A 21,970-nucleotide genomic window follows, 5' to 3' on the forward strand; every position below is an offset into this window, starting at 1 on the left:
TAATACAAAACAATACACCTCGCCAATTTACGATTAACTATTATTTAATTTCTTAACCTTTTAGTAATCTTTTGTACACGTAAGTGTAACATTCCAATAACATCAAGTTAACGTTACTAGAGTTCCTTTGCACCAAATTTAAACAACACAATAATGAAACTTAATCTATTAGTAGCTACCTTGTTATTTTCCATCGTTTCTTTCGCCCAAAAAGGAACTGTAAACGGAACAATTACAGACAAAGACATGAACAATGAGCCCTTGGCTTTTGCGACAGTTTTAATTAAAGGAACTACAAACGGTGTTAATACAGATGAAAACGGAAACTATTCCCTTTCTGTTCCAGAAGGAAGTCATACTTTAGTGATTTCATTTTTAGGTTACGAAAGCGTTGAAATTCCATTTTCTATTAAAGCAGACGAAACAAAGACATTCAATGAGTCGTTAGGATCGAAAGGTGTTGAACTTCAAGATGTCATAATTAAAGTAACACAAAGTCGTCAAAAAGAAACCGCGCTACTTGCTGAGCAGAAAAAAGCGGTAGAAATGAAACAATCCATTGGTGCACAAGAACTTTCTAGAAAAGGAGTAAGCGATGTGGCCACTGCTGTTACTAAAACAACCGGTATCACAAAACAAGAAGGTTCAGGGAATATTTATGTTCGTGGATTAGGAGACCGTTACAACTCTACTACCATGAACGGATTGCCAATTCCATCTAACGATCCGGAGAAAAAGAATATTAAATTAGAAATTTTCCCGACTGATATCGTAGAATTGGTTTCTATTGACAAAGTATACAACAGTAAAATTTTTGGTGACTTTGGTGGAGGAAATGTAGATATCATCTCTAAAGATTACAAAGGAAGTGGAATGTTAAAATTTGACATTGGTGCAAATGCAAACACTAATGCTATTGCCGAAGACAATTTCAAATTACAAAAAGGATATAGCGATTTTGGTTTTAGCAATCCTAAAAACCCATCGACAATTTCAAGTTACCAATTTCAAAGTTTAGAATTAGAAGGAAAAGCACCTTATGCTGGAAACATTGGCTTATCTGGTGGAAAATCATTTAATATTGGATCAGAAAGCAAACTTAGCTTTTTTGCTACAGGTTCAATAAGCAACGAATACACTTCTAGAAGAAACGGTATGGCACGTAGTAGTGTAAACGGTGATGGAAGTTTAATGAATAAAGATTTTAAAAGCTATTCATCAATAGGATACAACACAAATACTACCGGTTTAGCAAACATCGGGTATAAAATCAACAGCAATCATAAAATTAGCTTTAACTCGGTTTTCGTAAATACTTCAAACCAATCGAAAAGTGAATATTACGGTTATGTAGCCGATTTAGCCAACGATGGAAACGGTTTAATCAGACGTTTACAATACGAGAAAAACACTTTATTCGTAAATCAACTTTTAGGTGAGCACAAATTTGGAGAACGCATCAAAGCAAACTGGGCTTTTGGAAGAAACACTATCACCGGAGACATGCCAGACCGTGTTACTAACAGTTTTAGAAAAACCGATGCAGGATACCAAATTATCGCTCAATCACGTCCGGACAACAACCGTTACTACCAACGTTTGAAAGAAGAAGAAAATGTAGCTAACGCTTCAATATCGTATGCTTTTAACAAAAACAACGAAGGTGATTACAAAGGAACATTTACTTTTGGATATAACGGCCGTTCAAAAAGTAGAACCTTTAAAGCTACTCAGTTTAACTTTAAAACATACAGTCCTTATTTAGCTACTATTGTAGATCTAGACAACTTAGACACATTCTACAATCAAACTAATTATGCTAATGGATATTTTGAAATGTCGACCTATGCTGGCGGAGCAAGTGATGCTAACGCATTAGTTCCACAAAAATACACGGGTGACCAATATATTAATGGTGTGTTTTTAAATACCGAATATAAATTCAACACTAAATTAACCGCTATTCTTGGATTACGAGGTGAAAACATCTACCAAAAGGTAAAATGGAGAACACAATTAGATCCAACTGGTGCAAAAGATGAATTCGACAAAAACACATTCTTACCAAGTTTAATCGTAAAATACGAAGTAAACAACAAACAAAATTTACGTTTTGGAGCAAGTAAAACATACACTTTACCTCAGTTTAAAGAAAGAGCGTTATTTGTTTACGAAGATATTACTGAAGTTAAAATTGGTAACAAAGATTTATATCCTTCAGACAATTACAACATCGACTTAAAATGGGAATACTTCCCTAATGCTGATGAAATTTTCTCAATGGGTGCTTTTGGAAAATATATCATGAATCCAATTAATGAGGTTACTATTGCTTCTTCAACGAACGATATTTCATTCATTAACACAGGAAACAAAGGATACGTAGCTGGTATTGAAGCAGAAGTTAGAAAAAGCTTATACGCTACTGAATCGGAAAATGAAACAAAATTAACAGCCGGTTTGAACGCTTCATACATGTATACTACTCAAGAATTGAGTAACAACAAAGTTGCCAAAGAAACCGCTTACCAAGTAATTTTCAGCAAAGACAAAGCTGCTTTCACAGGAGCATCACCTTTACTACTTAATGCCGACATATCTTTCACGAAAGAATGGAGCAAAGAAAGAAACGTAAACGCTACTATTGCATACTCTTATTTCTCAGATAGATTATATGCCATAGGAACTAACATGAAAGGAAATCAAGTTGACAAAGCAGTAGGTACATTAGATTTTATCTTAAAATCCAAGTTCAATAAAAACTTAACATTAGGATTATCTGCCAAGAACTTGTTAAATCCAAAAATTGAACGCGTTCAAGAAAATGATAATGCCGATGTAAAACTATTATCATATACCAAAGGAATCAACCTTGGTCTGGGATTAAGTTATCAGTTCTAAAAAAATGCGGCTTTAAAGCCGCATTTTTTCTTAACACAGGTAACATTCCATTAATGTAAAATTGAAAATTAGTTAAACAAACCTTTATAATCGCTTAACTCAGTTTAAAACAACAATTCGCAATTTTGCTTCATCAAAATAACTATTAAACAAAAAAGAAAAAAAATGAAAAATTCATTCTTAAAATTATTCGGACTTTTAGCCATGTCAGCTGTTGTTTTAACAAGCTGTACAAAATCTGAAGACGACAACACTACAAACCCACAATCTTTTGTAGTTGATGCTAATAATTTTCAAGGAACTATCAACAGTGGAACAGTAACTTTAAGTTCTGGTGTAGTTTACAAATTAACTGGAAAAATCCAAATCAACAATGGTGCTACCTTAACTATTCCTGCTGGAACTATCATTGAAGGTATGAACGGAACGAGTTCATATATCGCTGTAGCACAAGGTGGAAAAATCAACGTTTTAGGTACAGCTTCAAACCCTGTAGTTTTCACAAGTGGAAAAACTGTTAAAGCTGCTGGAGACTGGGGTGGCTTAGTAATTTGTGGTAGAGCACCTATCAACATTGGAGCTACATCTGCACAATCTGAAGTTGCCGATTTAACTTATGGCGGTACAATTCCTAACGACAATTCTGGTACAATTCAATATTTAAGAATCGAGTACGCTGGAGCAGCATTCAACGCAACTAAAGAATTCAACGGAGTATCATTCTTCGGAGTAGGTTCTGGAACAATTGTAGAAAATGTAGAAGCTTACCATGGAGCTGATGATGGTTTTGAGTTTTTTGGTGGTACTGTTAACACTTCTAACTTAATTTCTATTGGTAACGAAGATGATCAATTCGACTGGACTGAAGGATGGAACGGAACCAACACAAACTGGTATGGTAAATTAGACTTCGGAAAAGGAAACCGTGGAATTGAAGCTGACAACTACGAATTCAATTTTGATGCTTCTCCAAACTCTAACCCAACTATTTCAAACTTAACTTTAATTGGACCTGGAGCTAGTGCTGATGTAAACGTTTATGGTGAAAACCAAGGACTTAAATTAAGAAGAGGAACTAAAGGAATGTTCACTAACGTATATGTTAAAGATTTCGCAACAGGTTTTGATGTTGAACACGATCAAACAATCAGTTATGTTGGAACAAGCTTAAAAGCTACAACAGTTACTTTTGAAGGGATCAACAACAATACAAAAGGAAAAAGAACAGATACTACATCTGCTGATGTATCTGGAGTAGCTACTGTAGGTACTGCAACTGGAGCAGGTAACGGTACTGCAGCACCATCATGGGCGGCATTATGGTCTGTAGGATTCTAATAAAATCATAAAATTGTTATAAAAACGCTCTTTTAATAAAAGGGCGTTTTTTTTGGCATATATTTTGAAAAATATTTTTTATATTTACACAATATTAGTTCGCATGAAGAAAAACTACTTTTATATTATTCTTATCGTTTTTTTACTTTCTGCCCTGAATCTTCAGGCTCAAGAAGGTAAATCTACTACTGCGAACAAAACGCAAGACAACACTATTGAAGGGTTAAGCATTTATCCAAATCCTGTTTCAGGAGAAAGAATTTTTATTGCCACCACAAAAAACCTGGAAAAAGACATCGAAATTTTTGATGTTTTAGGCAAACGTGTATTGCAAGCCAACATTAACGGAAAAGATCTTAACATCGGCTCTATTTCTGCGGGTGTATACATCATCAAAATCAAAGAAGGTGAAGCAACAGCTACAAGAAAACTAATTATCAGATAGTTACAACCCCTCAACCTACTACTATTTAACTGTAATTTTACATTAAAAGTTTTACAAATATGTAAATACTTGTTATCTTTGTTGTCCAATTTTTAAAAATCAAATTGATATGAAAAAAATTTACGCATTATTGTTAACCTTAACTGTTAGCGCACTTTCATTCGGGCAAACCAACTACCTGAACGAAAGTTTCAACTACCCAGACAATACACAGCTTACCCTTACTGGTACTGCCGATCCTCTTACTGGATGGCAAGAATTTGGAGGTGCTGGAGTTCAAGTTATAGATGTTGGCGCTTCAAATGGTCTTACATTCGCTGGTTATAACGATGGAGTTTCAAGTATTACAGGAACTACCGCTGGAAACGCAGCAAGAGTCGACAATAACGGTCAAGATATTCGTAAACTGCTTACAACTGCTCCTGCAAGTGGAAGCATAATTTATACTTCATTTCTGTTAAACGTAACCGATGCAACTTCTGGGTATTTTTTGGCATTAATGCCAAATTCATCTAGTACTTACGCTTGTAGAGTTTTTACAAGACCGTCAACTATTGACGCCACTACAAAATACAACATTGGTCTTTCAAATACGTCTACTGGAAATTTTGGCACTACAGAATTAAGCTTAGGAACCACCTACTTAATAATTGTAAAATACGAAAATTCAACTACTGGAAGCGCTAGCCTTTGGGTAAAATCAATATCAATGGGTGTCCCTGCAACTGAAGTAGCAGCTGGAACTCCAGAAATAACTGCAACAGGAACTGGACAGGCAGCTATTACATACGCAGCCCTTAGACAATATGCTACAAACCAAAACCAAACGGTTGACGCACTTTATATTTCATCATCTTGGATGGGAACTACCCCATGCGATTTAGCTTTAGGTACTGCAACTGCAACATGTGATGCTGTAACATCAGCCATTGACACATACACTGCTACAATTCCTTTCACAGGAGGTAACACTGCTGCATACACATTGTCCGCTAACGCTGGTACCATTGGAGGAGATAACCCTTCAACTGTTGCAACAGGAAACATTGTAATTACAAATATTCCAGAAGGCACAAATATTACACTTACAGTTAACGGTGCATGTTTCATTCAAAAAACTGTTACTTCACCAGAATGTAAAGTGATAAACACTTTACCTTTTAATGAACCATTTAACTATACTGTTGGAACCGCATTAAGTTCAACACAAGCGTGGACAAATCACTCAAGTGGTGCTGATGAAATTCTTATCTCTGCTGGAAACTTAAACTATACTGGAATAACCGCTACAGGAAATTCTGCAACTTTTTCTGGTGCAGGTAGTGATACAAAAGCAAAATTTACAGACACGAATTCAGGAACAATTTTCAGTTCTTTCATAATCAAAGTAACTGATTTTGCAGCAATGGCAGACGGAAACAGCACATATTTCGCTGGCTTCACAGATGCAGGAGCTACGTTCAAAGGTACTCTTTGGATTAGAAGAGTAGGAACTGATTTCCAATTTGGTATCGCTCCAACAACCACTCTTGCAGATGTGGTTTGGTCAGCAAACCTATATACTCCTGAAGCAGTTGACATGTTTAACAATCAATACCTATCTGTTGGTTATGACTTTACAACTAATCTACTTACTTTAGTTGAAAACGCAGCAATTGGTGGAACAGGAACAGTAACAGCTTCAGCTACTCCTGCAACTGCATACACAAGTCTTGCAGCTTTTTTCTTCCGTCAAGACAACAATCCAACACCAACAATCATGGTTGATGCGTTAAAGATTAACACAACAGCTGATTACACATTAAAAACAAAAGACTTTAACAATATTGCTGGATTAAACGTTTATCCTAACCCAGCAAACGATTTCCTTCATATTACAACTTCAACAAATGGTGTTAAAAACATCGCTATTTATGATGTAGTTGGAAAACAAGTATTAAACACTACTACTGCAAATGAAGTAATTAATGTTTCTTCTTTAAACGCAGGAATCTACATGGTTAAAATTACTGAAGAAGGTAAAACGGCTACTAGAAAATTAGTAATCAAATAATTTCTTTCTCATACAATAAAGAAAGCATCAACGAAAGTTGGTGCTTTCTTATTTTTGTAACTTTGCCACATGTTTAGCACATCAGACATCTTTCACATCGGTTCCAAAAAAGAATTTGAGAAACTTACTCTCAAAGTATTCCGTCATCAATACGACAACAATTTGGTATACCAAAATTTTTGTAATTTATTGAGAAAGAACAAAAGCAATGTGAAATCGTTGACAGAAATTCCGTTTCTGCCAATTCAGTTTTTCAAAACCCACGATGTTGTAAGCAGTCAAGAACCAATTGAGATTACTTTCACAAGCAGCGGAACTACTGGAATGACCACAAGTCGGCATAATATAACCGATTTGAATTACTATACAGAAAGCTTCCGACTAGCTTTTTCACAATTTTACGGCAACATTGAAGACTATGTCGTATTAGCACTACTTCCATCCTATTTGGAACGCGAAGGCTCTTCTTTAATTTATATGGTGGAAGATTTGATTGAATCGAGCAATCAGCCTGATTCTGGCTTTTATCTTCACAATTATGATGCGTTAATTCAGAAATTAGAAGAACTAGACAATTCTGGCCAAAATGTAATGTTAATTGGTGTTACATATGCTTTGTTAGATTTGGTAGAACAGCATCAATTCAATCTGAAAAACACCATTATTATGGAAACCGGAGGCATGAAAGGCAAGCGTAAAGAAATGATTCGCGAAGAACTTCACGAAATTCTTTGCAAAGGTTTTAATGTTCCTACGATTCATTCGGAATATGGCATGACCGAACTTTTATCGCAAGCCTACTCTTTAGGCGATGGTATATTTGAATGTCCGCCATGGATGCAAATTTTAATTCGAGACACAGAAGATGCCCTTTCTTATGTTGAAGAAGGTAAAACAGGCGGCATTAACGTAATTGATTTAGCCAATATAAATTCCTGCTCGTTCATTGCTACTCAAGATTTGGGCAAAAAATATCCCAACCATTCTTTCGAAGTGTTGGGACGTTTTGATAATTCGGATATTCGAGGTTGTAACCTAATGGTTATTTAACCTTGATTACATAATAATTTTTCTTTCCTTTTTGCAACAATAAAAATTGATTGTTGATCAAATCAGATTTAGAAATTTTATAGTCTTCTCCTACTTTTTCTTTATTTAACGAAATTGCGTTTTGTTTCAATTCTCTACGAGCTTCACCGTTTGAAGCTAAGAAATTAGTTTTTGCTGCCATTGCTGCAATCATATCTAATCCTTCTTCGATATCACTCATTGGTAATTCAACCATTGGAACGCCATCAAAAACTTCCAAAAACGTTTTTTCATCTAATTTTTGTAAACCTTCAATTGAATTACTAAACAGAGCTTCTGAAGCAGCAATTGCATTTTCTAATTCTTCTTTAGAATGAACTAAAGTGGTAATTTCTTCCGCTAAACGCTTCTGTAAAACACGTAAATGTGGTGCTTGTCTGTGTTCTTCAATTAATGCATCAATAGTTTCTTTATCTAAAAATGTAAAAATCTTAATATATTTTTCAGCATCTTCATCAGTCGTATTCAACCAAAATTGGTAAAATTTATACACCGATGTTTTATCCGCATCCAACCAAACATTACCTCCTTCGGTTTTACCAAATTTAGAACCATCTGCTTTTGTGATTAATGGTGTTGTTAAAGCAAACGCTTTTCCTCTTTCCTCATTCTCAACATTCATTCTTCTGATAAGCTCGGTTCCTGTGGTAATATTTCCCCATTGATCGCTTCCACCCATTTGTAACAAACAATTGTATTCTTTGTTTAAATGATAGAAATCGTACCCTTGAATTAATTGGTATGTAAACTCGGTAAAACTCATCCCAACTCCCGAATCGCTACTCAAACGCTTCTTTACCGAATCTTTGCTCATCATATAATTTACCGTAATACGTTTACCTACATCACGAGCAAAATCGATAAACGAAAAAGTCTTCATCCAGTCGTAATTATTTACAAGAATTGGCGCATTAGCATCTGTCGCTTCAAAATCCAAAAAGCGCGACAAAACGCGTTTGATACCTTCGACATTTCTATTTAAAGTAGCTTCATCCAACAAATTACGCTCGTCTGATTTCCCAGAAGGATCTCCAATCATCCCTGTCGCACCACCAACTAGCGCTATTGCTTTATGCCCAGCTTTACGTAAATGCATTAACAAGATAATTTGAACCATACTTCCAATATGCAAAGAATCAGCTGTAGGGTCAAATCCAATATAGGCTGTAGTTGCTTCTTTTACCAGCTGCTCTTCAGTACCTGGCATCATATCGTGAAACAAACCTCTCCAACGTAATTCTTCTACTAAATTTTTCATTTTTCTTGCTTTAATTTCTTAAACTTTGCCTTAACAAGGACTTTACGAGCGCAAAGATAAAATTTATTGTTGATTATTTCACTTATTCACAACAGCTCAGTTAGGTTATTTATTTGTTTGTTTACCCTAAAAAAAATACAATTCATAATTCATAATTCGTAATTTCGTCATATGATATTAGTCACTGGCGGAACCGGTTTGGTAGGAGCACACTTGCTATTGCATTTACTTCAAGAAAATGAAGTGGTTCGTGCCATTTATCGTTCTGAAAAATCTTTGGATAAAACCCGAAATCTTTTCATCTTGGAAAACCAATCGGATTTGTTTTCTAAAATTGAATGGATTCAGGCCGACATTACAGATATTCCGAATTTAGAAAAAACTTTTACCGGGATTGACACCGTTTATCATTGTGCCGCTTTAATTTCATTCGACCCAAAAGACGAAGAACAACTCCGAAAAGTTAACATTGAAGGTACCGCAAATATAGTGAATTGTGCTTTGGATTTTGGCGTTAAAAAATTCTGCTATGTGAGTTCAATTGCTGCTTTAGGCGACACCAAAGAAGACGAAAACATTATCACCGAAGAAACGGAATGGAATCCAGAAAAAAATCACGGCGATTATGCCTTAACTAAATTTGGTGCAGAAATCGAAGTATGGCGAGCCTCTCAAGAAGGATTAAATGTAGTAGTTGTTAACCCAGGAGTTATTTTTGGCAAAGGCTTTGGAACATCTGGTAGTGGTGAATTATTAGAAAAAATAAAAAAAGGATTTCCATTTTATACTAAAGGTTCCACAGGGATTACTACAGTTGAAGATGTAGTAACTATAATGACCCAATTGATGAAACAAAATAGTTTTGGAGAGCGCTATACTATTGTTTCCGAGAACATCAAACTTCAAGACTTGTTAAATAGTGTTGCCGATTCGATGCATAAAAAAAGGCCTTACATATATGCAAGACCGTTTATGACTTCGTTAGCCTGGCGCGCAGACTGGTTGTTTTCAAAATTATTTTTTAAAAAGCGAAGCTTTACTCGAGCGACATCTAAATCATCTCACTCTTTAGACATATATGACAACTCAAAAGTTATTGCGCGTTTGAATTATACGTTCAAACCGATGTCTGAATACTTAGTTACTGTATCGCAGGCGTTTCTGAAGGCGCAATAGGCTTACCTGTTTCTTTAACAGCAGCTTCATTCAATGCGTTTATTTTTTGCTCTAAACGATAAAACACTTCGCCATACATTTTTTTGTAATTGGCTGGATCTGAAGCATAAAATCGATTGTTTTGCGCAAAAGTCACACTATCTATAGCGTATTTTTTATAGATAAACTCATTGGGTTTTATTCCGGATTCAGAGAAATAAGCGCCATTGGTATTTTCGGCCGCTTGCAACACAGCGATATCATACAAAATGTTTATCATCTGATCTTTTTCAATAAACCTATCAGGCTTAGCAATAACTGTATCTTTACAGCTTACCGTAAAAAAAACCAACATTAAAACCGTTATAATTTGCTTCATATTATCTTTCAAATAACAAACGTTGACCAAAACGTTCTTCTTTAACTTTTGCATTAGCATAAACCATATGCCCGTTTACAAAGGTATGTGAAATTCTCGATTTAAAATTTGTTCCTTCCAAAGGCGACCAACCGCATTTATACAAAATATTACTTTTGTTAACTGTCCAAGGCTGATGTGCATTAACAATGGTTAAGTCAGCATAATATCCTTCTCGAATAAATCCGCGCTTTTCTATTTTGAAAATCTTAGCCGGATTATGCGCCATTTTTTCTACAATTTTCTCTACTGAAATTTTGCCTTGAAGATGTGCTTCAAACATGGTAACTAAGGCATGCTGCACTAAAGGAGCTCCCGAAGGCGCGCTTGTATATGGGTTTTGTTTTTCTTCAAATGTATGAGGCGCATGATCTGTAGCAATTACATCTATACGGTCATCTAAAAGTGCTTTCCAAAGCCCTTCTCTATCTTCCAAAGTTTTGACTGCCGGATTCCACTTAATTAGTGTTCCTTTGGTTTTATAATCTTCGTTGGTAAACCACAAATGATGCACACACACCTCTGCTGTGATTTGTTTTTCTTCTAACGGAATTTTATTTGTAAACAATTCGGTTTCTTTAGCAGTCGAAACATGAAAAATATGCAAACGGGCACCTGTCTTTTTTGCCAATTCAATTGCTTTTGACGAAGACAAATAACATGCTTCTTCACTTCGAATTAAATGATGAAACTCCATTGGAATAGCATCACCATATTCCGCTTTATATTTTTCTAAATTCGCTTTGATAGTTGCTTCATCTTCACAATGAACAGCAATTAACATAGGTGTGCTAGAAAATATTTTTTCTAAAACCGCTTCGTTGTCTACCAACATATTTCCGGTGGAAGAACCCAAAAACAATTTAATTCCTGCTACGTTTCGCGGATTGGTTTTTAAAACTTCTTCCAAATTATCATTGGTTCCTCCCATCATGAAGGAATAGTTAGCATACGAATTTTGTGCAGCTATCTGATACTTTTGCTCTAATAATTCTTGAGTGACGGCATTTGGAACCGTATTAGGCTGTTCTATAAAAGACGTAATTCCGCCTGCAACAGCAGCTCTGGATTCGGAAGCAATATCTCCTTTGTGTGTTAAACCTGGTTCGCGAAAATGCACCTGATCGTCAATTACTCCCGGAAGCAAATAATTCCCTTCGGCATCAACAATAATATCGTTAGGTTTTGGGCTAATGTTTTCGGCAATCTCTTTAATAAATTCGCCTTCAATTAGCACATCGCCTTCAAAAATCACACCTTCATTTACAATTTTTGCATTTTTAATAAGTATATGATTCATGGCTTAAAGTCGGTTTAACATTTTTTGTATTCTAAGTGAGATAACCCCAAAGATAGCCTCTTTTATAATGGCATTACTCATTTTAGACTGTCCTTTGGTTCTGTCTGTAAAAATTATCGGCACCTCTTCAATTTTAAATTTCTTAATGAAGGCGCGGTATTTCATTTCTATTTGGAAAGCATATCCAATAAACTTAATCTTATCTAAAGCAATTGATTCCAGAACATTTCGTTTATAACAAACAAATCCTGCTGTTGTGTCATGAATGTGCATTCCAGTAATCATATTTACATATACAGAAGCAAAATACGACAACAGCACTCGGCTTAAAGGCCAATTCACAACATTCACTCCTGTTACATAGCGTGAACCAATGGATACTTCAGCCCCATCAAGACAGGCTTGATAAAGTTTTTCAAGGTCTTTTGGATTATGAGAAAAATCGGCATCCATCTCAAAAATAAAATCAAAATCATTTTGCAAGGCCCATTTAAATCCGTGCACGTAAGCAGTACCTAAACCCGATTTTTTTTGTCGAATTTCTAGGTGCAAACGGTCTGAAAACTCAGCTTGCATTTGTTGCACTTTTTGAGCAGTCCCGTCTGGCGAATTATCATCAACAACCAAAACATGAAATGGAGTTGCTAGTGAAAACACCGCTTTCAGAATATTTTCTATATTTTCAATTTCGTTATATGTCGGAATGATGACAACGCCTTTGCCCATTTTTAAAATATTTACCTGCAAAAATAGCGTATTTATAACGCTACTTTCATAATAAAATTATAATAAATTTTTCATTACAAAAATTAGTACTTTTACACCGCTATGACAGATTTAATATTTAACGAACGCACAATCAACCCTAAGGACTGGGCAACAATTCTATTTTTGTTGTGCTTTGTTCTGATTGCTATAAATCGAGCAGTTTTTGAAGTTCGCTTTATTGAATTTGTTCGTTTAGGGATCTCGGATAAGTATTTAAAAATTTACAAAGACAGTGGTAACATGCAAAGTTGGTTTACCATTTCTATGTTTATTGTACACTTGATTTCATTCGCTTTTTTCATTCAACTTACATTAAGTGTTTTTGGTCTAACTGTTAAAACCAACAGCATTATATACATTCAAATTGTCACTTTGTTAGGTGTGTTTATCCTTTCGAAATACTTGATTGAAAAAATTATTGCGACCACTTTTAACATTGAAGACTTCAACGAACAATTTAATTTACAAAAAGTTAACTACAGAAGTTACATTGGGATGATGATTCTACCTATTAACATTCTGTTGTTTTACAACGATTTTTTGTCAAAATCACTAATCTTATCAATTATTGCTATTATTTTGATAATAAACATGATAACTTATTTCTTTTCTTTGAAAAATTATCAAAACTTAATCCTCAGCAAGTTCTTTTATTTTATTTTGTATCTTTGCGCACTTGAAATAGCGCCCTATTATTTCATGTATTATTGGTTTACAAAAAATTAGAATAATTGAATAATTTTATATGAAAGTGAAAACTATCCTGGTTTCGCAACCTGAGCCTAAAGTAGAGAATTCACCGTATTATGAGCTTCAACAAAAGTTGAAAATCAAAATAGATTTCCGGCCATTTATTCACGTTGAGGGCGTACCGGCTAAAGAAATCCGTGCACAAAAAATCGATTTAAGCAATTTCACTGCCATCATTTTGACCAGTAAAAATTCAGTAGATCACTTTTTTAGAGTAGCCGAAGAAATGCGCTATAAAGTCCCTGAAGATTTAAAATATTTCTGCCAATCGGAAGCAGTTGCTTTCTACCTTCAAAAGTATGTGATTTACAGAAAACGTAAAATCTATGTAGGGCAAAAAGATTTTGTTGATTTGTCGCCGCTTATCAAAAAATACAAGGATGAGAAGTTTTTACTACCTTCTTCAGATCAGTTAAATGCCGACATTCCTCAAACTTTAGACGGACTTAAAGTAAATTGGATTCCGGGAACATTTTACAGAACTGTAATGAGCGACTTATCTGATTTAGCAGATGTATATTACGATGTACTGGCCTTTTTCAGTCCAACAGGAATTAAGTCATTATTTAAGAACTTTCCAGATTTTGTTCAAAACAATACGCGCATAGCGGTTTTTGGAAGTACAACCCAAAAAGAAGCATTGGATCACGGTTTACGAGTTGATATTATGGCTCCAACACCAGATACTCCTTCTATGACAATGGCGTTGGAAAAATACATCATTAAAGCCAACAAAGAATCGAAAGATAAATAATACCAAAAGCAACCACATCGGTTGCTTTTTTCTTTTTCAAGTCGGCGCGAAAGCACTACATTTACACTTATTATTATCACACTAATGATTTTCACCGATACCCATACCCATTTATATTCAGAAGAATTCTCAGAAGACCGCAATGACATGATTGAACGCGCCATAAACCAAGGTGTAAAACGTTTTTTCATTCCCGCTATAGACTCGAGTTATACTCAAAAAATGTATGATTTGGAACAACAATATCCAGATCACATTTATCTAATGATGGGATTGCATCCTTGCTATGTAAAAGAAAATTACGAAACTGAATTAGCGCATGTTGCTTCACAATTAACACAACGGAAATTTACTGCAATTGGCGAAATCGGAATAGACCTTTACTGGGATAAAACCACATTGAACATCCAAAAAATAGCTTTTCAAAAACAAATACAATGGGCAAAACAATACAAACTTCCAATTAACATTCATTGCAGAGAAGCTTTTGATGAGATTTTCGAAGTATTGGAATTAGAAAAATCAGACGAGCTATTTGGAATTTTCCATTGTTTTTCTGGAACCTACGAACAAGCTTTGAAAGCCATTTCTTACAATATGAAATTAGGAATTGGCGGTGTTGTTACGTTTAAAAACGGAAAAATCGATCAGTTTTTACATCAAATCGACCTTAAACACATCGTTTTAGAAACCGATTCGCCTTATTTGGCTCCTGTTCCCTATCGCGGAAAACGCAACGAAAGCAGCTATGTAACCCTTGTTGCCGAAAAGCTTTCAGAAATATATCAGCTTCCTATTGAAGAAATTGCACGAATTACTACAGAAAATTCACAAGAAGTTTTTGGGATTTAACAAAGAAATTCCCTTTGATTCATAAAAAATTCGTTCATTTGTGAATTGTTAATGATACATCTAAAATGCCAACAAAATTCGATTCAATTCGACAGTTTTACGATAGCGAGGTAAATCAAGCCATTTTAGGAGCTTCCAATCACCCCATGATGAAAGCACTAATGAGCTTTACCTTTCCCGATGTTGAAGAATCGGTTTGGACTGAGCAATTGAAGCGAACGCATTCAATTCGCGACTTTCAGGTTAATTTTATTTATCAATCCATCCAACGCGTTTTAGAACGAAGTTCGGAAGGGTTAACAACTTCTGGATTTGAAAAATTGGAACCTAATACAGCCTATCTTTTCATTTCCAACCACCGCGACATCATATTAGACACTTCATTACTTAATGTGAGTTTATACGACCACGGACAAATAATGACTGCATCGGCCATAGGTGACAATTTGGTTCAGAAGAATTTCCTACTTACACTATCTCGTTTAAACAGGAATTTTTTAGTACGTCGAGGATTACCACCAAGAGAATTGTTGCAAAGTTCTAAATTAATGTCGGAATACATTTATCATTTGCTTTCTAAAGAAAATCGCTCGGTATGGATTGCCCAACGAGAAGGAAGAACCAAAGACGGAAATGACGCTACACATCAAGGTGTTCTTAAAATGGTTGCCATGGCATCTGACGAAACGAATGTAATGGATTTCTTTAGAAAAATTAAAGTCGTTCCTGTTTCCATTTCGTATGAATATGACCCAACTGACGCTTTAAAAATGCCGCAATTAATGGCTGAAGCCAACGATGAAGTATATATTAAAGAGAAAAATGAAGATTTCATTACTTTGATTAGTGGAATTATTGGTCAGAAAAAGCGAATTCACATTCATGTAGGTGATGTTTTAGACAAAGAATACGATACCATTGCCGCAGAAAACAACAATACCAACAAGCAAATTCAAGCCTTAGCCCAAGTTATTGACGATTCTATTTTGTCAACATATAAATTATGGCCAACGAATTTCATTGCATATGATTTGTTAATGAATACAAATGTGTTTGCCGGAAAATATTCTACTCAAGAAAAACAACTTTTTGAAAGACGTCTAGAAATGCGACTTGGCAATGAAAAAGAAGCGCTTCGCGAGAGCTTCCTTTCTATGTATGCCAATCCTGTGATTAATAAATTAAAGTATGGCCCAATCGAATAAGCCGAAAATATTATTAATTTATACCGGTGGCACAATCGGAATGGTGAAAGACTTTGAAACTGGAGTTCTTAAAGCTTTCAACTTTGACGAATTACTTCATAATATTCCCGAATTGCGATTGCTCGATTGTCAAATTGAAACTTATTCGTTTTCAAACCCAATCGATTCTTCAAATATGAATCCTGAAAAATGGGTTGGAATTGCCGAAGCTATCGAAAAAAATTACACTCATTTTGACGGTTTTGTAATTCTACACGGCTCAGACACCATGTCATATTCTGCATCTGCTTTAAGCTTCATGCTGGAAAATCTTACCAAACCCGTTGTCTTTACAGGTTCACAATTACCAATTGGTGATTTACGAACTGACGCCAAGGAAAACCTTATTACTGCAATTCAAATTGCTTCCTTACAACACAAAAACAAACCGGTTATTTCTGAAGTTTGCTTGTATTTCGAATACAAACTTTATCGCGGTAACCGAACTACAAAAATTAGTGCCGAACATTTCAACGCATTCGCTTCACCTAACTATTTAGAACTAGCAGAATCTGGAGTTCATTTAAAAGTGAATGAAGAATTGTTATGGAAAACCCCTAAAAAAAACCTATTGGTTCATAAAAACTTCGATAGCCATGTAGTTATTTTGAAACTATTTCCCGGCATCAATGAAAGTGTTTTAAAGGCTGTTTTATCCATACCCGAACTAAAAGGAATTGTTTTAGAAACCTATGGTTCTGGAAATGCACCAACCGAAGATTGGTTTATAACAACATTAGAAAAAGCCATTAAAAAAGGACTTCATGTTGTAAATGTAACCCAATGCTCTGGCGGAAGCGTTAATATGGAAAAATATGAAACCGGAATCCAATTAAAGAAAATTGGAGTTATATCGGGTGGCGACATCACCACAGAAGCCGCCATAACCAAGCTAATGTACTTATTAGGGCAAAATGTAGCCCCTTCAGTTTTTAAAACCATTTTTGAAACCTCAATTCGAGGCGAACTATCCTAATTTTTTTAGGTATTCATTGAAAAAACAAAATAAAAATCGTTATTTCGCGAACAGAATTTAGAGAGGTGTCCGAGTGGTTGAAGGAGCAAGCCTGGAAAGTTTGTATGTGGGTAACTGCATCGAGGGTTCGAATCCCTTCCTCTCTGCAAAATAAAGAAAACCCTTTTCCTATAACGAAAGGGTTTTTTTATTCGCAATATTGAACAGAACACAATTTAGTTGCTGTTTTTTTTTACCTTAGTACTTGAAAATTGCCATTATGAAAATTTCCTGGATTTTATTTTATTTGACTTTCATTACAGCATTACCTGTTTTTTCGCAGGATACTAAAGTTGCAAACGATTCCATAAAAGTTGTTGACTCATTATATCGTGAAGATCAATTTTACTTAAGCATAACCTATAATTTAGTCCAAAACAGCCCTACTGGATTCAAACAATTTTCATTTGCCCCTTGTTTTTCAGCCGGATTTATACGAGACATCCCTATTTCTAAGAACAGACACTGGGCAGTAGCACCAGGAATTGGTTATACTTACAATAATATCAAGTTGTTCATTAATGCAAACGAATTAAACAGCAGCAACACCTCAACCAATCGCGTTAAAACTCGAATTTTATCGCATAGTATCGATTTACCCTTGGAAATTCGCTGGCGAAATTCAACAGCAGAAAGTCATAAATTTTGGAGAATTTACGGCGGTTTTAAAGCACGTTATGTACTAAACACCAAATTAAAAGTAGATTTTGAAGGAACCACACAGTCGGATAATGTAAACGACATCGCTAATAAATGGCAATTCGGAAGTTATCTCGCCACAGGATATAACACCTGGAATGTTCATTTGTATTATGGTTTAAATCCTATTTTCAAAAACGGATCTAAACTCTCCGATTTAAATCTCGGTTTTATGTTTTACATTTTATAACCAAAAATACCAAAATCCTATTTGAGGAACTGCACCAACAAATATTCCTATTAGAATTTCCGACACAGAATGGGCATTCATATACAATCGGGAAGACGCAACAAAACCCATAGATGCAATTAAAATTGCTATTAAAATTAAATAGGAGATATTGTAATGTAAAGACATTCCGATTACAAACAACACCAATCCAGTAATTCCAATCATGTGAATACTGGCTTTTTTATGCAAAACCAATAGTAAAAGCGCAAGAAAAGTACTTACTAAAGCTCCGTTAAAAAAATAATACAATTCCGGAACCAATATAGTAGAAAAACTATGCTGCGTTAAAACCAAGAAAAACATAGCCTGAAAAGCTAAAGGCAATCTTCGTTCTCTTGCCTCATGAAGCATAATACCCGACTTAGCCAAGCCTAATGATTTCAGCAGAAAATACATGGAAAGTGGTAAAAATACCGTCAGAATTGAAATTTGAATCAGTGTGAGGTAAATTTCATGCGGATAAAAAAAACCACTCGTTACATAGAAATAAAAAAAGGCGGCATACATTGACACAAACAACGGATGAAAAACATAGGAAAAAACAGGAAGCGTTTTATTTAAATCCATCCCTTTTAAATTTTCTTACGCATTCTCGCAACAGGAATATCCAGTTGCTCTCTATATTTCGCAACAGTTCGACGAGCAATTGGATAACCACGCTCTTTTAAAATATCTGCTAACTTATCATCCGGAAGCGGTTTACTTTTATCTTCTTCTTCAATTACAAGTTCAAGAATTTTCTTGATTTCTATAGTTGAAACGTCTTCACCCTGATCGTTTTTCATCGCTTCAGAGAAAAATTCCTTTATCAATTTTGTTCCGTATGGTGTTTCTACAAATTTACTATTAGCAACACGAGAAACTGTAGAGATATCCAACCCAATCATCTCGGCAATATCTTTCAAAATCATGGGTTTTAATTTTGTTTCGTCGCCATCTAAGAAATACTCTTCTTGATAATACATAATGGCGTTCATAGTAACCAACAACGTTTCATTACGTTGCTTAATCGCATCTATAAACCATTTAGCAGAATCTAACTTTTGTTTGATAAACTGAACCGCATCTTTTTGAGCATTCGATTTTTCTCTCGAATCTTTATATGTTTGAAGCATCTCCTGATAATCTTTAGAAACGTGAAGTTCAGGAGCATTTCTTCCGTTCAAAGTAAGCTCTAACTCACCATCGACTACACGAATCGTAAAATCGGGAACTACGTGTTCAACGGCTTTAAGGTTGCTATCGAACGAACCCCCTGGTTTTGGATTTAACTTTTCAACTTCATCGATAGCTTTACGCAATTGATCTTGGGATACATCAAATTTTTGCAATAACTTATCGTAATGCTTCTTGGTAAATGCTTCGAATTGATTTTCTAAAATAGAAATTGCCAAACTAACTGAATCGGTTGGTGTTTTATGACGAAGTTGCAACAACAAACATTCCTGCAAATCTCGAGCACCTACTCCGGCTGGTTCTAGTTGGTGAATTATTTGAAGAATATGTTCAACTTTCTTTTCATCGGTATAAATACCCTGTGTAAAAGCCATATCGTCAACAATATCCTGAATGCTTCTTCGGATATACCCCATATCATCAATGCTTCCCACTAAAAACTCAGCTATTTCACGCTCATCGTCAGAAAGTATAAACGTGTTCAATTGATTGATTAAATCCTGATGAAAACTTACTGTAGCCGCAAAAGGAAGACTTCTATCCTCATCGTCGTCACTATAATTATTGGCTTGGAGTTTATAATCTGGAGTTTCATCGTTACTCAAATACTCATCAATATTGATTTCGTCGGCATCGATTTTATCGTTGTCGAAGTCATCATAATCATCGTAATTATCTTCTGCAGCGTAATCCTCCGTTTCTAGGTTTTCTTCTTTGCCAGATTCCAATGCCGGGTTTTCCACCATTTCTTCCTTAAGACGTTGTTCAAAAGCCTGAGTAGGCAACTGAATCAACTTCATGAGTTGAATTTGCTGAGGAGATAATTTTTGTGATAATTTAAATTGAAGGTTCTGTTTGAGCATTTACTGTTGTCTTTATACAAAAGTTCCAAGTCTAAAGTTACTAAAAAACCTGAAACTTGGAACTTAAATTTTAAAACTAAATTTTATTAGAATTCGGCATTTTGTGGTGTTCTTGGGAACGGGATTACGTCTCTAATATTAGACATTCCTGTTACAAACAAGACCAATCGCTCGAAACCAAGTCCGAAACCAGAATGAACTGCACTACCAAAACGACGTGTATCTAGGTACCAATACAATTCTTTTTCGTCGATTCCTAGTGCTTTCATTTTCTCTAAAAGCACATCGTAACGTTCTTCTCGTTGTGACCCTCCAACAATTTCACCAATTCCTGGGAATAAGATATCCATAGCACGTACGGTTTCTTTACCCGGTTCTGTATTGTCATTCAAACGCATATAAAACGCTTTGATTTTTGCTGGATAATCGAATAAAATTACAGGACATTTAAAGTGTTTTTCAACCAAGAATCGCTCGTGCTCACTTTGCAAATCAGCACCCCATTCATCAATTGAATATTGGAATTTTTTATTTTTGTTAGGCTTCGAGTTCTTAAGAATATCGATAGCTTCAGTATACGAAACACGTTTGAAATTATTATCAAGCACAAAACTCAATTTCTCTAACAAGCTCATTTCGCTACGTTCTGCCTGTGGTTTAGATTTTTCTTCATCCAACAAACGTTGCTCTAAGAACTTTAAATCTTCAGGACATTTATCTAAAGTATAACGAATAACGTATTTAATAAAATCTTCTGCCAAATCCATATTGGCCGGTAAATCGTTAAAAGCCACTTCTGGTTCAATCATCCAGAATTCAGCCAAGTGACGTGATGTATTGGAATTTTCGGCACGGAATGTAGGTCCGAAAGTATAAATCTGACCCAAAGCCATTGCATACGTTTCTCCTTCCAACTGTCCTGAAACGGTTAAGTTCGTTTCTCTACCGAAGAAATCTTCTTTAAAGTTAACTTTGCCTTCTTCGGTTCTTGGCGTTCCATCAAAAGGCAATGCAGAAACGCGAAACATTTCACCGGCACCTTCCGCATCAGAACCTGTAATAATTGGGGTATTCACATAGAAAAATCCATTCTCTTGAAAATACTGATGTACTGCAAAAGCTAATGTAGAACGCACACGCATAATAGCCCCAAACATATTGGTACGAATTCTCAAATGCGCATTGTCACGTAAAAATTCCAAAGAATGTTTTTTAGGCTGCATTGGAAATTTTTCAGGATCAGAATCTCCTAAAATTTTTAATTCTGACACTTGAATTTCCACTTTCTGTCCAGCACCTTGGCTTTCCACCAAATGTCCTTTTACGCTAATAGCAGCTCCGGTAGTAATTCTTTTCAATACTTCTTCCGAAGTATTTTCAAAGTCAACTACACATTGAATATTATTAATAGTCGATCCGTCATTCAACGCGATAAACTGACTGTTTCTAAATGTTCTAACCCATCCTTTTGCTTTTACTTCATGTAATCCTGGCGCGCTGTTAAGCAGGTCTTTAACTTTAGTATGTTTCATTTTTTCAAGGTTTTAAAATTCCGATTCCCTTTTAAATCGGAAATTTTTCAATAAAAATTTAAATGCTTGCAAATGTAGTAAAAAGCTTGTTGAATTTTAGCCTTGAAATGTAGATTTTACAAAAGATT

General features: G+C 35.2%; 19 protein-coding genes and 1 tRNA gene. 13 read left to right on the plus strand and 7 right to left on the minus strand.

Annotated elements, in window-relative coordinates:
• Positions 1 to 153 precede the first annotated feature (153 nt).
• The 5 genes from ACZ1JT_RS04390 (at position 154) to ACZ1JT_RS04410 (ending at position 7,787) form a co-directional block, all read left to right on the plus strand.
• The gene (locus tag ACZ1JT_RS04390; protein WP_465094943.1) at positions 154 to 2,901 is read left to right on the plus strand and encodes a TonB-dependent receptor; all 2,748 of its coding nucleotides are present in this window, start codon (positions 154 to 156) and stop codon (positions 2,899 to 2,901) included.
• Positions 2,902 to 3,066: 165 nt separating this feature from the next.
• Complete coding sequence (locus ACZ1JT_RS04395; protein ID WP_465094944.1) at positions 3,067 to 4,239, plus strand: hypothetical protein; 1,173 nt, start codon at positions 3,067 to 3,069, stop codon at positions 4,237 to 4,239.
• 103 nt (positions 4,240 to 4,342) lie between these two features.
• Positions 4,343 to 4,684 (plus strand): T9SS type A sorting domain-containing protein, encoded by a 342-nt coding sequence (locus ACZ1JT_RS04400; protein ID WP_465094945.1) that lies wholly within the window; start codon positions 4,343 to 4,345, stop codon positions 4,682 to 4,684.
• Positions 4,685 to 4,793: 109 nt separating this feature from the next.
• Positions 4,794 to 6,737: a T9SS type A sorting domain-containing protein gene (locus ACZ1JT_RS04405; RefSeq protein WP_465094946.1), complete on the plus strand. Its 1,944-nt coding sequence runs from the start codon at positions 4,794 to 4,796 to the stop codon at positions 6,735 to 6,737.
• A gap of 69 nt (positions 6,738 to 6,806) precedes the next feature.
• Positions 6,807 to 7,787 (plus strand): LuxE/PaaK family acyltransferase, encoded by a 981-nt coding sequence (locus ACZ1JT_RS04410; RefSeq protein WP_465094947.1) that lies wholly within the window; start codon positions 6,807 to 6,809, stop codon positions 7,785 to 7,787.
• Here ACZ1JT_RS04410 and tyrS read toward each other — a convergent pair.
• Positions 7,780 to 9,084: a tyrosine--tRNA ligase gene (tyrS, locus tag ACZ1JT_RS04415; RefSeq protein WP_465094948.1), complete on the minus strand. Its 1,305-nt coding sequence runs from the start codon at positions 9,082 to 9,084 to the stop codon at positions 7,780 to 7,782. The two genes, ACZ1JT_RS04410 and tyrS, sit on opposite strands and share 8 nt — an antisense overlap.
• A 171-nt stretch (positions 9,085 to 9,255) precedes the next feature.
• On the opposite strand from tyrS, the gene ACZ1JT_RS04420 reads away from it, so the two are divergent.
• On the plus strand, positions 9,256 to 10,260 hold the full coding sequence (locus tag ACZ1JT_RS04420) for an NAD-dependent epimerase/dehydratase family protein (RefSeq protein ID WP_465094949.1): 1,005 nt from the start codon (positions 9,256 to 9,258) through the stop codon (positions 10,258 to 10,260).
• Here ACZ1JT_RS04420 and ACZ1JT_RS04425 read toward each other — a convergent pair.
• Genes ACZ1JT_RS04425 through ACZ1JT_RS04435 form a run of 3 tightly spaced genes read right to left on the minus strand, consistent with a single transcriptional unit; the run spans position 10,226 to position 12,683 of the window.
• On the minus strand, positions 10,226 to 10,618 hold the full coding sequence (locus ACZ1JT_RS04425; protein ID WP_465094950.1) for a DUF4296 domain-containing protein: 393 nt from the start codon (positions 10,616 to 10,618) through the stop codon (positions 10,226 to 10,228). The two genes, ACZ1JT_RS04420 and ACZ1JT_RS04425, sit on opposite strands and share 35 nt — an antisense overlap.
• A 1-nt stretch (position 10,619) precedes the next feature.
• The gene (locus tag ACZ1JT_RS04430) at positions 10,620 to 11,957 is read right to left on the minus strand and encodes a dihydroorotase (RefSeq protein ID WP_465094951.1); all 1,338 of its coding nucleotides are present in this window, start codon (positions 11,955 to 11,957) and stop codon (positions 10,620 to 10,622) included.
• 3 nt (positions 11,958 to 11,960) lie between these two features.
• Positions 11,961 to 12,683, minus strand: coding sequence for a polyprenol monophosphomannose synthase (locus ACZ1JT_RS04435; protein WP_465094952.1), 723 nt, complete (start codon positions 12,681 to 12,683; stop codon positions 11,961 to 11,963).
• Positions 12,684 to 12,785: 102 nt separating this feature from the next.
• On the opposite strand from ACZ1JT_RS04435, the gene ACZ1JT_RS04440 reads away from it, so the two are divergent.
• From ACZ1JT_RS04440 to ACZ1JT_RS04470, 7 genes are all read left to right on the plus strand, one after another.
• Entirely contained in the window at positions 12,786 to 13,451 is a 666-nt protein-coding gene (locus ACZ1JT_RS04440; RefSeq protein WP_465094953.1) for a DUF4271 domain-containing protein, read from the plus strand.
• A 19-nt stretch (positions 13,452 to 13,470) separates the two neighbouring features.
• The gene (locus ACZ1JT_RS04445; protein ID WP_465094954.1) at positions 13,471 to 14,229 is read left to right on the plus strand and encodes a uroporphyrinogen-III synthase; all 759 of its coding nucleotides are present in this window, start codon (positions 13,471 to 13,473) and stop codon (positions 14,227 to 14,229) included.
• 84 nt (positions 14,230 to 14,313) lie between these two features.
• A complete protein-coding gene (locus ACZ1JT_RS04450) occupies positions 14,314 to 15,081 on the plus strand; it encodes a TatD family hydrolase (protein ID WP_465094955.1) in 768 nt (255 codons plus the stop codon).
• A 65-nt stretch (positions 15,082 to 15,146) separates the two neighbouring features.
• On the plus strand, positions 15,147 to 16,286 hold the full coding sequence (locus ACZ1JT_RS04455; protein ID WP_465094956.1) for a 1-acyl-sn-glycerol-3-phosphate acyltransferase: 1,140 nt from the start codon (positions 15,147 to 15,149) through the stop codon (positions 16,284 to 16,286).
• Positions 16,270 to 17,301, plus strand: coding sequence for an asparaginase (locus ACZ1JT_RS04460; RefSeq protein WP_465094957.1), 1,032 nt, complete (start codon positions 16,270 to 16,272; stop codon positions 17,299 to 17,301). Before ACZ1JT_RS04455 ends, ACZ1JT_RS04460 begins: the two co-directional genes overlap by 17 nt.
• Positions 17,302 to 17,360: 59 nt before the next feature.
• A tRNA-Ser gene (locus ACZ1JT_RS04465) sits at positions 17,361 to 17,447 on the plus strand.
• Between the two features lie 113 nt (positions 17,448 to 17,560).
• Positions 17,561 to 18,229 carry a porin family protein gene (locus ACZ1JT_RS04470; RefSeq protein WP_465094958.1) on the plus strand — a complete coding sequence of 223 codons (669 nt, stop codon included), beginning with the start codon at positions 17,561 to 17,563 and terminating at the stop codon, positions 18,227 to 18,229.
• Here the strand turns inward: ACZ1JT_RS04470 and ACZ1JT_RS04475 are convergent.
• The 3 genes from ACZ1JT_RS04475 to asnS form a co-directional block, all read right to left on the minus strand.
• The gene (locus ACZ1JT_RS04475; RefSeq protein WP_465094959.1) at positions 18,224 to 18,838 is read right to left on the minus strand and encodes a hypothetical protein; all 615 of its coding nucleotides are present in this window, start codon (positions 18,836 to 18,838) and stop codon (positions 18,224 to 18,226) included. The two genes, ACZ1JT_RS04470 and ACZ1JT_RS04475, sit on opposite strands and share 6 nt — an antisense overlap.
• Positions 18,839 to 18,843: 5 nt before the next feature.
• Entirely contained in the window at positions 18,844 to 20,310 is a 1,467-nt protein-coding gene (gene rpoN, locus ACZ1JT_RS04480; RefSeq protein ID WP_465094960.1) for an RNA polymerase factor sigma-54, read from the minus strand.
• An 86-nt stretch (positions 20,311 to 20,396) separates the two neighbouring features.
• Positions 20,397 to 21,842 (minus strand): asparagine--tRNA ligase, encoded by a 1,446-nt coding sequence (asnS, locus tag ACZ1JT_RS04485; RefSeq protein WP_465094961.1) that lies wholly within the window; start codon positions 21,840 to 21,842, stop codon positions 20,397 to 20,399.
• Between the last annotated feature and the right edge of the window lie 128 nt (positions 21,843 to 21,970).

It is taken from the genome of Flavobacterium sp. IC2-16 (assembly GCF_055521455.1).

Coding starts and splice junctions, on each gene's coding strand:
- ACZ1JT_RS04390 (WP_465094943.1), top strand. CDS start 154: ATGAAACTTAATCTATTAGTAGCTACCTTGTTATTTTCCATCGTTTCT.
- ACZ1JT_RS04395 (WP_465094944.1), top strand. CDS start 3,067: ATGAAAAATTCATTCTTAAAATTATTCGGACTTTTAGCCATGTCAGCT.
- ACZ1JT_RS04400 (WP_465094945.1), top strand. CDS start 4,343: ATGAAGAAAAACTACTTTTATATTATTCTTATCGTTTTTTTACTTTCT.
- ACZ1JT_RS04405 (WP_465094946.1), top strand. CDS start 4,794: ATGAAAAAAATTTACGCATTATTGTTAACCTTAACTGTTAGCGCACTT.
- ACZ1JT_RS04410 (WP_465094947.1), top strand. CDS start 6,807: ATGTTTAGCACATCAGACATCTTTCACATCGGTTCCAAAAAAGAATTT.
- tyrS (WP_465094948.1), bottom strand. CDS start 9,084: ATGAAAAATTTAGTAGAAGAATTACGTTGGAGAGGTTTGTTTCACGAT.
- ACZ1JT_RS04420 (WP_465094949.1), top strand. CDS start 9,256: ATGATATTAGTCACTGGCGGAACCGGTTTGGTAGGAGCACACTTGCTA.
- ACZ1JT_RS04425 (WP_465094950.1), bottom strand. CDS start 10,618: ATGAAGCAAATTATAACGGTTTTAATGTTGGTTTTTTTTACGGTAAGC.
- ACZ1JT_RS04430 (WP_465094951.1), bottom strand. CDS start 11,957: ATGAATCATATACTTATTAAAAATGCAAAAATTGTAAATGAAGGTGTG.
- ACZ1JT_RS04435 (WP_465094952.1), bottom strand. CDS start 12,683: ATGGGCAAAGGCGTTGTCATCATTCCGACATATAACGAAATTGAAAAT.
- ACZ1JT_RS04440 (WP_465094953.1), top strand. CDS start 12,786: ATGACAGATTTAATATTTAACGAACGCACAATCAACCCTAAGGACTGG.
- ACZ1JT_RS04445 (WP_465094954.1), top strand. CDS start 13,471: ATGAAAGTGAAAACTATCCTGGTTTCGCAACCTGAGCCTAAAGTAGAG.
- ACZ1JT_RS04450 (WP_465094955.1), top strand. CDS start 14,314: ATGATTTTCACCGATACCCATACCCATTTATATTCAGAAGAATTCTCA.
- ACZ1JT_RS04455 (WP_465094956.1), top strand. CDS start 15,147: ATGCCAACAAAATTCGATTCAATTCGACAGTTTTACGATAGCGAGGTA.
- ACZ1JT_RS04460 (WP_465094957.1), top strand. CDS start 16,270: ATGGCCCAATCGAATAAGCCGAAAATATTATTAATTTATACCGGTGGC.
- ACZ1JT_RS04470 (WP_465094958.1), top strand. CDS start 17,561: ATGAAAATTTCCTGGATTTTATTTTATTTGACTTTCATTACAGCATTA.
- ACZ1JT_RS04475 (WP_465094959.1), bottom strand. CDS start 18,838: ATGGATTTAAATAAAACGCTTCCTGTTTTTTCCTATGTTTTTCATCCG.
- rpoN (WP_465094960.1), bottom strand. CDS start 20,310: ATGCTCAAACAGAACCTTCAATTTAAATTATCACAAAAATTATCTCCT.
- asnS (WP_465094961.1), bottom strand. CDS start 21,842: ATGAAACATACTAAAGTTAAAGACCTGCTTAACAGCGCGCCAGGATTA.